The organism is Pseudoalteromonas sp. (genome assembly GCF_036960685.1).
In the GTDB taxonomy this organism is placed as follows: domain Bacteria; phylum Pseudomonadota; class Gammaproteobacteria; order Enterobacterales; family Alteromonadaceae; genus Pseudoalteromonas.
In genome coordinates, this window is the sequence record NZ_JBALXK010000001.1 from 234676 (window position 1) to 246898 (window position 12223).

Below are 12223 nucleotides of genomic sequence, written 5' to 3' on the forward strand. Positions count from 1 at the left end.
AGTTCTCTCATGGATCCAGCACTACTAAAAATAGCAATCAATACTAAAATGCCGTTCGGGAAATATGCAGGACGCCCTTTACTGTTACTGCCTGAGCCTTATTTAGTTTGGTTTAAGCAACAGGGCTTCCCACAGGGTTCCTTAGGTGCACAATTAGCGATGATGTATGAAGTTAAACTCAATGGTTTAGAAGAAATGCTAATGCCGTTATTAGAAAATAACAAAAGAAATTAAAATGTATGGAACTAAGTCGCATTTAGTCGGTCTATTAATGTGCTACTTGTTGATTTTGGTTTTAACCGTGGAAAAGCGCCTATATGGCGCTTTTTTTTTGCCGTGCGTACGGAAGTAAAATAGAAAGTTAAACTTTTTAGCTTACACCTATCGACATAACACGATTGGTATTAACCTGCTTACTTAGGTAAGCTAATTATAAATTTAGCCCCACCGAGTTGTGAGTGAGATAACTCACAGCTGCCCTGATGCCAGGACACTATTTTTGCCACAATGGCTAACCCGAGTCCAAACCCGCCGGTTTTTTTATCGCGACTCTTATCAAGGCGGGCAAAGGGTTTAAATACCGTGTCCCACTGCGCTTGATCAATACCAGGACCATCATCTTCTACACTTATAATCACTTGCTGGGCATTTTCGGTTAGGCTAACCCTGACTTCATGACGAGCATATTTAAGGGCATTGCCCACTAAGTTTTGCACACTACGGGCAATAAAATGACTATCGCAAATATAACTACACTTTGGCGGTAATTGTGCATTAAGCTGAATTTCGGTTGCAAAATCAAGCTTGGTAATAACACTTTCTAACAACTGTACTAAATCACATTTTTGCACAGTCAGATTTGGCTGTTGACTATCAAGACGCGCGTAATCGAGCATTTCTTTTACCAATGATTCTAACTCGACAATATCCAATTGCATATTATCGATATAATCAAATGCTTTTTCATCAGTCACCTTATCCTCTAACATGGCTAGAGCAAACTTTAACCGCGCCAGCGGGGTTCTGAACTCATGAGAAACCGATGACGTAAGCTCTTGTTGCGCAGTCAATAAATGTTGTATGCGTTGTTGCATCGCGCTTAAAGTGTCTGTTATTGGTAAAAAAAACGATTTAGAGGTCGCGCTCAGTTCAAAGTCTTGTGAGCCGCCGACAGCTTCACACGCTAAACGTAATTTGGCAAAATCTCGCCATAATAAAAAACTCCATAAACCAACCGGAATTCCCACAACGCACAACAATAACAGATAAGGCCAAACCGATGGAAATACCGGTGATAACACAGTAATGGGACCCACTTGCAATAATGTTCCAGCATCGAGTGAAACATACCAAATAGCACGTTGTTGCTGGTCAAAAACATAGATATAGTGATGTTGAATAAGAGCTTCTCGTTGCTCTTGTGGCAACATGAGATCTTGTTTTTTCACGACTTTACTTTGAAAACGCGAGGCTATATTGGCGATACCTTCAGGGCTTTGCGTTAATAGCCAGAGAGATTGGCCGAATTCATCATCGAGGGAGAGTTGTTGTTGGGTATCTTCGTAGGGCCAAAGTTGCTCAATCACCCCACTGACTAAAAACAGGGAAACTATAATATACAAATATAAACTTGCGAATAGTTTCCCCATTAACAGTTACATACCCCATGCGTCGGAGACAAATAAGTAACCTTGCCCCCAAACAGTTTTAATACGGTATGGTTTATCACTGTTATCGCCTAACTTTTTACGAATGCGTGATACACGCACGTCAACTGTGCGATCTAAGCCATCATACTGGCGACCTATCATGTGTTGATGCACATGTTCACGGCTCAGTACTTCTCCAGCATTTGAAGCTAATAACCAGAGTAATTCAAATTCATGAGAAGTCAGGGTAATTTCGTTATTTTTTAAGCGCACAATACGGCTGGTTTTATCAATTGATAAATCACCAAATTGTAATTCTTCTGGTGCTTTTACAGATGCTTGACCACGGCGTAATAGCGCACTTATACGGGCAAGTAATACTCTTGGCTCTGCAGGTTTTATAACATAATCATCGGCACCTAACTCTAAACCAATTACTTGGTCAAAGTCTTCACCTTTGGCAGTCAACATTAAAATAGGCAAGCTGAATTTATCGCGCACTTGTCTGCAAACGCTAAAGCCGTCTTTACCCGGTAGCATAACGTCAAGGATCATTAAATCAACAGGGTTGTTTTCAAGGTAAGTAAATACTTCATCGCCACGGTCTAACACCGCCACTTCAAGGCCGTTATTTTCAAGATAATCACGCGTTAATTGCTGTAACCCTAAATCATCTTCTACAAGTAAGATCTTTGCCATTTGCAGCTCCAAGATTAAAAAAAGCTCCACGGTGAACGTAATCGACGCCGAGTAGTTTTAGCGCGAGTACTCTGTACTTCAATGCGTGTTGTCGCCAGTAGTTCATCCGTGTGAGGATTGACTAAGGAGTATATTGTTTCAACCTGAACACGCGCTTTATGATTAAACTGTTCAGTGGTAACTTGTTGCCAACACTGCAATTGTTGCCTTTCATGATACAAACATACATCCATTTTATAGGGCATATTTAAAGCAAATTTCAAATCAAGATCGCAAAATTCTTGTTGTTCGGAAACCACACAGACTTTTGGAGTTACTGTTAATATATCTTTTTTTGCGACTGCCAGCTTTGGCCATACCAACAAAAAAACGATGCTTAAACCAAGTTGTAAATACTTCATATTAAAAAATATGATCGAATCCTATAAAGGCAGTCATTGAATACGTTTGTTCAAACAGCGGACTGTCATCTAAGGCCGAATAATCATAATAAGCCAAGTGAAAACGTAATGAGTTGGCTTCATTTAAGGGCCAGCGGGCGTCTATTTTAGCATAAGGCTGCCAGCTACTACCAACCTCAATTGCGCCATTTGGTGACTCTTTTGCCGATACACCATAAAAATACGTATTCAGTGCTGGTGATTTATACCAGATCCCCACACTTGGCTTAATAAGTAGCTCACCAATTTTGTTATGCATTTGCCACTGCAATGCACTACGCCACCCTTCATATACACCGGATATATCTGCTAGTGTTTGCACTGAGAAAACATGTTGCTGATACACATAATGATAGCTCACGCCAGCATCAAGTGCCCACTTACGTTTATCAAGCTGTTCTATATTTAGGCGAGGTTGCTGGCTGTGCAATTCATTATTGCTGGTTGTTAACGAATTAGCAGACGTTAATGCAAAAATATTACTTGGGTGCCAATCAACAAAAAAACGTGTTTCTGGATTAAATTCGCTAACCAAATTAACTATATGTGCTGAGTCTTGTGACAGGCTATAACCTAAACGGCCATTATCAAAAAAGAATTGTTCGCCATAGTAGGCCACTTCAGGGAGCACAACTAAAGGAAGGTCATCACCCCCGTGTAATGGATTACTCATAACACCTAAGCCAAAGTTAAGGCTCAGGTGCCACTCATCCATGGTGATGTTTTGCACTGGATCAATTTCTGACTGCTGCGCAAGACAAGGCGCTGCAAGCCACAAAGACACGCAAAGTGCAGTGAGAGTATTAAGATTCAACTTCATTATTATTATTTATGCCAAGAAAACCTAAGCTAGTGACTGTATAATAGCAAGCTATTAATAACTAATCCCTAGCTGATTACAATCATTCACACTTTTGATACATGTGGCGTTTTTTTAGGTAACAATAACGTCAGTTAACATATTCGTGAATACTTAGATCAATTTGCTAAGCTATTGACATCTTTCAATGATTGCGCAATTTCCCACAACGCTTTTAGTGCTGCATCAGGCAATGCTTTATGTAACACAGCTAAGCCAATTTCAAAACCTGGCGGCGCTTCTTTTTGATCACTTAACACCTGAACACGATCTTTTAACGGGCTGTTGTCTAATACAATCTTTGGCACCATGGCAATACCAAGCCCCAAGCTGACCATAGACACCATAGCTTCATGCCCTGCCACTTGCGCATATATTTTGGCATTAATACCATGTTTTCGCCACCACTGCTCTAACCGCTGACGTGTGAATCCTTGCTCCGGCACTATAAACTCAAGCTCAGACCAATCAATATTATCACCAAACTGTGCCAGCTTTTGGGTTATCAATGATGCATTACGTGGTGCAATAAACACCAATGACGAATAGCCAATACTCGCAAATGCAATTTGTGCAGGTAACTTATCGGGTTTTGCTGCAATGGCCATCGCTTCATGGCCATCAAGTACACGGTTAATTGCCACTGCTGGGTCGCCCGTATTAAGTTTTATTTCTATGTGCTGATGTTGCAGACGCAATTGCTCTAATATTTGATGTAAAAAACTATAAGACGCCGTAACTGAGCAATAAATACTCACTTTGCCATAAATCGTCTGCTCTGGATCTTGTACATTCGAGCGAAAACGCTGCCAATTAGTAAGTGTTGCATTGGCATAATCAATAAAAGACTCCCCTTCGCGAGTTAGTTTTACGCTGCGATTATCACGATTAAAGAGTGATACTCCTACTTCATCTTCTAATTGCTTGATATTGCGACTGAGCGTTGGTGCGCTAATATGGCAAAGTTCACTTGCCCGAGCAAAGTGCAAGGTTTTCGCAAGTGCTAAGAAATAATGTAAGCGCTTATGATCCATTCGATTCTCTCATTATGATTTTTAAAACCGCCACGTTTCATTTTGTGAAATACTCTAATGCAAATATATCATTTTACGCAAGGTTAAATTTTCCTTATGGTAGTTTCAAGCAAGGCAAAACGCTTTGCATCTAACAAAATATGAAATAGATAGGATACTAACAATGGCGAATTATTTTAATACTCTTCCTTTACGTGAGCAGCTAGCACAACTAGCACAATGTGAATTTATGGATCCGGCTGAATTTGCCGATGGCGTTGCTGCACTTAAAGGCAAAAAACTTGTTATTGTTGGTTGTGGTGCGCAAGGTTTAAACCAAGGCCTTAACTTACGCGATTCAGGCTTAGACGTATCTTATACATTACGTGATTCTGCCATCATTGAACGTCGCCAATCATTTTTAAATGCATCTGAAAATGGCTTTACTGTTGGTACTTACGAAGAATTAATTCCAACAGCTGATGTTGTTTTAAACTTAACTCCTGATAAGCAACACACAGCCGTTGTTAACGCGATTATGCCGATGATGAAGCAAGGTTCAACACTTGCCTACTCACATGGTTTCAACATTGTTGAAGAAGGCATGCAAGTACGTGATGATATCACCGTAATAATGGTTGCGCCTAAGTGCCCAGGTTCTGAAGTTCGTGAAGAATATAAGCGCGGCTTTGGTGTACCAACACTGATTGCCGTTCACCCTGAAAACGATCCTCAAGGTCATGGCTTAGCACAAGCAAAAGCGTATGCAGCAGGCACTGGTGGCCACCGTGCCGGTGTATTGAAATCATCATTTATAGCTGAAGTTAAGTCTGACTTAATGGGCGAACAAACGATTCTTTGCGGTATGTTACAAACCGGTTCAATTTTATGTTTTGATAAAATGATCGAAAAAGGCGTTGATGCCGGTTACGCATCAAAGCTAATTCAATACGGCTGGGAAGTAGTAACTGAAGCACTTAAGTACGGCGGTGTGACAAATATGCTAGACCGTTTATCAAACCCAGCAAAAGTAAAAGCGTTTGAATTAAGTGAAGAGTTAAAAGTAATTATGCGCCCACTGTATAACAAACATCAAGACGATATCATTGACGGTACATTCTCACGTGTGATGATGGAAGATTGGGCCAACGATGATGCAAACCTTTTAAAATGGCGCGCGGATACAGCTGAAACTAATTTTGAAAAAACCCCAGCTGGTGATGTTGAAATTACTGAGCAAGAGTTTTTTGATAACGGTATTTTAATGGTTGCAATGGTCAAAGCAGGTGTAGAACTTGCGTTTGAAACCATGACAGCAGCAGGCATCATTGCAGAATCTGCATACTATGAATCACTACATGAAACACCACTCATTGCTAATACGATTGCGCGTAAAAAGTTATTTGAAATGAATCGTACGATTTCTGATACTGCTGAATATGGTTGTTACCTATATAACCATGCATGCTTACCGCTGTTACAAGACTTTATGCAAAACATTGATACCGATGTGATTGGTCGCGGTTTAGGTGAACGCTGTAATCATGTCGATAATCAAACCTTAATTGCTATCAATAAGTCGCTCCGTGAGCACCCTGTTGAAATCATTGGCACTAAATTACGCGGCTATATGTCAGCGATGAAAAAGATTGTTTAATACCCTGGACAATAAAAGTTTCGCTTGTTAGAAACCAAGCCCACATGCAAATGCTGTGGGCTTTTTCATTTTAGGTAGTCGTCAAACGACTCCTTAGCATAAATTGCTTAGTGAGTGATTGCTCTAATAGATGATAGAACTATCTGAAAAAACCATGCTAAAATGTACCCAATAATTTGTAACTTTAGTGCCCACAATGTCTTATCAAAGTCTCAGTATCACCCGTAAAATCACTATTTTAGGGATCGTCATTGCGTTATCCGTTGCCAGTTTTATTGGTATTACCGCACTGCTATCAGCCAAGACCATTATTGAACAACGGATGATCCAATCAGAGCTGCCAAGTAAATTACAGGCCATCGACAATTACATTAGCTTAGAAATCAATAAATTACTTAGCGCTGCCGAACAACTGTCTAGTAACCAGTTCATTTTAGCGTGGGCAAAAAGTGGCGATAACAATGATCAAACATTAGTGAGTGAACTAAATCGCGTGGTAAAACAATACGATTTAGCGACGGCTTCCTGGGCTAATCGCGATACAGCACAATATTGGAATCAAGAAGGCTTTTTGCGCGTATTAGATCGCCAACAAGATGGCTGGTTTTTTGACTTTAAAAATTCACAACGCCCCTATTCTATCAGCCTGTATCAAGAACCTAATGGTGATATGAAAATGTTTGTTAATCATCAACAAACTAATGGTATTGGCTTAACAGGACTCGCAAAAAGCATTGATGACATGCAAGCGCTGCTGAATAAATTTGCTATAGAGCAAACTGGTTTTGTATTTATTACTGACAATAAAGGCTTAATTAAACTCCACAAAGACGTTAACATTGTAGGTAACACAAACCTAGATACTTTGTATGGCGCGCAAGTCAGTCGTCAGTTATTAACCAATAATGAATTTAACTTACAAGAAGTTGAACTCAATGGCGATACGTTTTTCATCGCGGCCAGCCCAATTAAAAACACCCAACTGTATGTAGTTGCACAAGTACCAAAAGCAGAAGTGTTTGCTGGGATCACTACTTTACAATGGCAGATTTTAAGTTTTGCGATTGTTATTGCACTGCTTGCGTGTGTGATCAGCTTTCTATTAGCGCGTTCGTTGTCATCACCGCTGTCAAAAATGGCCGAGTTATTTACCCGCTTAGGCTCGGGGGACGCTAATTTAGCATATCGGTTGCCACACAGCGAGCAACCAGAGCTAGCAGCTCTGAGTAATGGCTTTAATCAATTCATTGATAAAATTGAAACGGCTATTGCCCAAGTCTCACACGAAAGTTTAGAAATTCGTCAAAGCTCAGATCAAGTTTTTGCCCAAGCAAAACGTAACTCTCAAGCTATGGATAATCAAAAAGAGCAAACAATTTCGGTTGCAGCTGCAATCAACGAAATGGGTGCAACCGTGCAAGAAATTGCTCACAGCGCCGCAACTGCTGCAAAACTTACCGAAGACAGTAAAGCGAATACATTACAAAGCCACCAACAAGTCGTACAAAGTCAGCAAAGTATTACTGCATTGGCCGGTGATATAGATACAATAACAGGGCAAGTGACTGAGCTTGCAAATAAAACTCAAACAATCGCGAGTATCGTTGATTCTATTCGTGGTATATCAGAGCAAACTAATTTGCTTGCACTTAATGCCGCCATTGAGTCTGCTCGCGCTGGTGAGCACGGCCGTGGCTTTGCTGTCGTCGCAGATGAAGTGAGAGCACTAGCCAATCGTACCTCGCAATCAACTACTGAAATTCAAACAATGATTGAAGAGCTGGCAAAAACCGCAACAAATGTGGTGGAGCAGATTGCGCTATCAAAAAACAAAGCGCAACAAAGTGTTGCCAATATGCAAAGCTCTGTGCAGTTACTTGACGCTATCACCAATACAGCCAATGAAATAAATGATATGGCAACCTTGATTGCGACAGCCACAGAAGAGCAAAGTAGCGTGGTTGCAGATGTGGGCCGTAATATTGAACAAATCAGTGAGATCAGTGATATGGCGATGCGAGAGCAAATTGATACAGAGCAAGCGATCAAAGGTCTCGCAACAAGTGCACAAACACTAGCAAGTTTAGTAGCCACGTTTGAAAAGCACTGACACAGTTTGTAACAGTTAATATCCACTCCATCTAAAAATAGACTAAACTTAACTAGTCAGTATTTAGTTGGAGTGTGATTATGACAGCACTAACGTGGCCTGCTAAGTTAGTCGTTATTTTGTTGCTGTGTAGTTTATCGGCGTGCACTGCTACACCTAAAAAACCGGCACTGATTGCGCCCGTAGTGGCAAATAATCCAGCCTTCAGTGTTTATCCTGTGGAGAATAGTGCAGAAATATTCGCATTAGACGAGAAAATAACCCAGCAACTTGATTTAGCCTTCCCAAGTAATAAACGTAACTTAAATAACACCAAAAAATTATTAAATTTTTTACTAGAAAATGGTGATGCCTCATTGTCATATCAAGCTGGGGCAACGCTAACGGCCAACCAAGCTTACAGCGATTTAAATGCCAATTGTTTATCGTTGTCGATTTTAGCTTATAGTATGGCGGAATATTTAGGCCTGCATGGGCAGTTTCAAACAGTGCATATTCCTGAATATTGGGCAGTCAGTAACGGCTATAACTTATTAACTGGGCATATCAATTTAGTTGTGACACAGCGCCAGGAAAAAAATACCAGCAGCAGTGTAACCTACCTATATAATAGTGAAAACTCACTCGTCATTGATTTTGATCCAAATTCGCGTGGTGAAAAATTTAAAACATCGCCGATCAGCAAACAACGAATTACGGCTATGTTTTATAACAACAAAGGCGCAACAGCGATGCTCAATGGGCAGCACGACTTAGCCTACAGCTACTTTTTAGCAGCTACAAAAAGCGATGAAAATTACTCTGGTGCTTGGGGGAACTTAGCGGTGTTGCTGCGCTTACATTCACAATACGCGAACGCCGAACTAGCCTATAACTTTGCAATAGCACTAAACCCTGACAATAACACTGCACTGGGCAATTTAGCACTGCTGTATCAACTTACCGAACGAGGTGAGCTTGCTGATGAGATTTTGACTAAGCTTGACTTAAAACGTCAAACTAATCCATATTATCATGTTGCTTTAGGTAACGATGCGTACCTGATTAAAAACTATCAAGATGCTATTAAACACTTTAACAAAGCCAAACTTATTGATAGACAGATCCATGATAGCTACTTTGGTTTAGCACGTACCTATTATCAATTAGGTGATTTTAAGCAAGCATATATGCAACTGCGTTTTGCTAATAAGTACGCTGATTTTGATCACGACAAACAGCGTTATCAAAATAAACTACAGGCTCTCAGTGAAATGACTGCCAAGGTGGATAACCATTAAGCTATTTATTCTGATCCTGAGTATTCTATTTTCTGTTACAGCTTATGCAAACAATGCAAACCAGCAACTCATTAGCGACTTAAATTACTTAAGCTCCACGGCCTTAAATGGCCGTAAAACCAATACGCCTGATGCCGTTGCCAGCGCTGAGTTTATTAATCAACGCTTGCAGCAACTTGGCTATCAAAGCCGGTTACAACCGTTTAGCTATACCGCTGGTTTTTTTACTGAAATGTCAGGGCAGAATGTAGTGGCCACTTTAATGCCCTCACACCCCGTCAAAGCTCATGTGATACTCACAGCTCATTACGATCATTTAGGTAAGCAAGGTCATAAAATGTATGGAGGTGCCAATGATAATGCCAGTGGCGTCAGTGCATTATTATTTATAGCCGCACAATTCACCGATACTCCCCCACCCTTTCAACTTAGCTTTGTTGCCACCGATGCTGAAGAGAATGGCTTACATGGCGCTGAGTTTTTTGTTAGCCAGTTACCCCTTGACGACGCCATCACTATACTCAACATTAATTTAGATATGTTAGCCGTGAGCCGATTGAAAAAAACCTTGTATGCATTTACATCAAATGCGCAGCGACGTACTTTACAAGCCCAATTATCTGATATTTCCAGCGAGTTAATCAAAGTAAAAGTAACCAGCTCATCCAATATGATGAACCGACTAACCCGGGGCGAAGATATCGATTGGCGCCGTGCCAGTGATCATTACGCATTTGCTAAAGCGGGGTTTGCTTATATCTATTTTGGCATGGGTTATGACCCACATCACCACACAAGTTCCGATCAAGTGAGTAATATTGATCAGGCGTTATATATTGAAGCAGTTAATTATATTGCACAATTTATCCGCCAGCTTGATATGACTAGCCTTTAGGCTGCTGACCAGTTGCAACAAACTCGCGTTTTTGCGCTTTGCTTAGCTGTTTAATTTTTATTTCCAGTTTAGTCGCCTCACTACGAGAGCCAACCTCACATTGGTAAATAAGCGTTAATGGCCCTTTACCTTTTAAGTTTTTAGCGCCCTTGCCCGCTTGATGTGTGGCAAAACGTTTCGCAACATCCGTGCTTATTCCTGTATACCAGTGACCTAAACGTGTTTGTACAATATAAAGCGACCAAATAGAGATATTGATATGTGTACTATTTTCAGAGTTAGTTAAACTTTTAGCGGACTGCGAGGTCAAAATTACGCTCCAAACATCAATAGTTAAAATTAAGTCACAAACAATTGCCTAAAAGGGTTTTACCTTAGGTGACTAATCGGTATCATGCAGTTTATAAAAAATAAGGATCCAAACAAACAATGCAGTCGTTAAAAACTTTTTCTCTTTGGTTTATCGTTGCTCTCACATTAAGTGCAACCGCAGGTTGTTCTAGTTGGGTTTATCGTATCAATATCCCACAAGGTAACTTTTTAGAACAAAGCGATGTTGATAAACTTCGTGTCAGTATGACCCGCGAGCAAGTGCTTTATGTATTAGGTAAACCAGTCGCTGAAGACGCTTTCGATAAAAACACTTGGCACTATTTATATGCTTTCAACCTTGGCCGTGATAACGAGCAACGCAAATCACTGACCATTGTTTTTGAAAATGAAAAACTGCAATCAATCAGCGGTGACTACGAACAACCAGCCGAGTTTAATACTCCGCTTGAACAGTAATCGCGAACACACTCACGATTATGAGAAAAAAGGTTAGCTGCGGCTAACCTTTTTTGTTTTGCTTATTTCGCTTTATCCAGTGGTCGCCCACCGGTAATTTTATTTGCGCGGCCTTCGTCTTTGGCTTTTTCAGCGCGTTTACGTCTTGCATCTTTAGGATCAGCAATTAAAGGTCGGTAAATCTCAATGCGGTCACCATCCTCAAGCACCTGAGTCAACTTGCAAGTTCGATTCCAAATACCTAATGTGAGCGCTAAAGCGTCAATTTCAGGGCACTTGGCAAGAATACCAGATTGTATCACCGCCTCTTCAGCCGTTGTCCCTGTAGGCACCTCAACCAGTAAACAGGTTGCTGTTGTTGGCAACGCATACACTACTTCAACTTTTATCATAATCTTGGTCCGTATACTTGTTTTGCGCGTTGTGTAAATGCATTCACCATGTTTTTTGCGACATCGTTAAACACCCGACCAAACGCCAGTTCAATCAGCTTATTGGCAAATTCAAACTCAAGCTGTAACTGCACTTTACAGGCATTATCATCCAACACCTGAAAATGCCAACGCCCTTGCAACGCTTTAAATGGGCCATCCACTAAACGTAATGTCACGGTATTTTCGTCTGCAAAGGTGTTTTCTGTCGTAAACCACTTTTTTATACCCGCTTTTGAAATTTCTAAACTGGCGGTCATGGTATTATCTTGCTGAGCGATAATTTTCGCATCGGAGCAATGTGGTAAAAATTCAGGATAAGCATCCACATCATTGACTAAATCAAACATTTCTTTGCTGCTATACATTACTAGCGCACTTTTTTCTATTTGTGGCATACT

The 12223-nt window shown here is 40.6% G+C and carries 14 protein-coding genes; 6 read left to right on the plus strand and 8 right to left on the minus strand.

Translation table 11 applies throughout. The annotated features are described in order from the left end of the window. Positions 1 to 9 precede the first annotated feature (9 nt). A complete protein-coding gene (locus tag V7783_RS01095) occupies positions 10 to 234 on the plus strand; it encodes a DUF3820 family protein (RefSeq protein WP_335677153.1) in 225 nt (74 codons plus the stop codon). Positions 235 to 413: 179 nt separating this feature from the next. Here the strand turns inward: V7783_RS01095 and V7783_RS01100 are convergent, their stop codons facing one another. From V7783_RS01100 to ilvY, 5 genes are all read right to left on the minus strand, one after another. Continuing rightward, positions 414 to 1649 (minus strand): ATP-binding protein, encoded by a 1236-nt coding sequence (locus V7783_RS01100; protein ID WP_335677154.1) that lies wholly within the window; start codon positions 1647 to 1649, stop codon positions 414 to 416. A gap of 6 nt (positions 1650 to 1655) precedes the next feature. Continuing rightward, entirely contained in the window at positions 1656 to 2348 is a 693-nt protein-coding gene (locus V7783_RS01105) for a response regulator (protein WP_335677155.1), read from the minus strand. 14 nt (positions 2349 to 2362) lie between these two features. Continuing rightward, positions 2363 to 2749: a DUF3019 domain-containing protein gene (locus tag V7783_RS01110; protein WP_335677156.1), complete on the minus strand. Its 387-nt coding sequence runs from the start codon at positions 2747 to 2749 to the stop codon at positions 2363 to 2365. Between the two features lies 1 nt (position 2750). Continuing rightward, entirely contained in the window at positions 2751 to 3608 is an 858-nt protein-coding gene (locus V7783_RS01115; protein ID WP_335677157.1) for a MipA/OmpV family protein, read from the minus strand. Between the two features lie 158 nt (positions 3609 to 3766). Further along, positions 3767 to 4681, minus strand: coding sequence for an HTH-type transcriptional activator IlvY (gene ilvY, locus V7783_RS01120; protein WP_335677158.1), 915 nt, complete (start codon positions 4679 to 4681; stop codon positions 3767 to 3769). A gap of 163 nt (positions 4682 to 4844) precedes the next feature. Between ilvY and ilvC the strand changes: the two genes are divergently transcribed. The 4 genes from ilvC (at position 4845) to V7783_RS01140 (ending at position 10602) form a co-directional block, all read left to right on the plus strand. Beyond that, a complete protein-coding gene (ilvC, locus tag V7783_RS01125; RefSeq protein ID WP_335677159.1) occupies positions 4845 to 6317 on the plus strand; it encodes a ketol-acid reductoisomerase in 1473 nt (490 codons plus the stop codon). Between the two features lie 196 nt (positions 6318 to 6513). Further along, entirely contained in the window at positions 6514 to 8427 is a 1914-nt protein-coding gene (locus V7783_RS01130; protein WP_335677160.1) for a methyl-accepting chemotaxis protein, read from the plus strand. 80 nt (positions 8428 to 8507) lie between these two features. Beyond that, entirely contained in the window at positions 8508 to 9707 is a 1200-nt protein-coding gene (locus V7783_RS01135) for a tetratricopeptide repeat protein (protein WP_335677161.1), read from the plus strand. 250 nt (positions 9708 to 9957) lie between these two features. Then, complete coding sequence (locus V7783_RS01140) at positions 9958 to 10602, plus strand: M28 family peptidase (RefSeq protein ID WP_335677162.1); 645 nt, start codon at positions 9958 to 9960, stop codon at positions 10600 to 10602. On the opposite strand, the gene V7783_RS01145 is transcribed toward V7783_RS01140, so the two are convergent. Next, a complete protein-coding gene (locus V7783_RS01145; RefSeq protein WP_335677163.1) occupies positions 10592 to 10912 on the minus strand; it encodes a GIY-YIG nuclease family protein in 321 nt (106 codons plus the stop codon). The two genes, V7783_RS01140 and V7783_RS01145, sit on opposite strands and share 11 nt — an antisense overlap. Before the next feature lie 119 nt (positions 10913 to 11031). On the opposite strand from V7783_RS01145, the gene V7783_RS01150 reads away from it, so the two are divergent. Then, positions 11032 to 11391: an outer membrane protein assembly factor BamE gene (locus V7783_RS01150; RefSeq protein ID WP_335677164.1), complete on the plus strand. Its 360-nt coding sequence runs from the start codon at positions 11032 to 11034 to the stop codon at positions 11389 to 11391. A 62-nt stretch (positions 11392 to 11453) separates the two neighbouring features. On the opposite strand, the gene V7783_RS01155 is transcribed toward V7783_RS01150, so the two are convergent. Beyond that, a complete protein-coding gene (locus tag V7783_RS01155; RefSeq protein WP_335677165.1) occupies positions 11454 to 11783 on the minus strand; it encodes an RnfH family protein in 330 nt (109 codons plus the stop codon). Then, on the minus strand, positions 11780 to 12220 hold the full coding sequence (locus V7783_RS01160; RefSeq protein ID WP_335677166.1) for a type II toxin-antitoxin system RatA family toxin: 441 nt from the start codon (positions 12218 to 12220) through the stop codon (positions 11780 to 11782). Before V7783_RS01160 ends, V7783_RS01155 begins: the two co-directional genes overlap by 4 nt. Between the last annotated feature and the right edge of the window lie 3 nt (positions 12221 to 12223).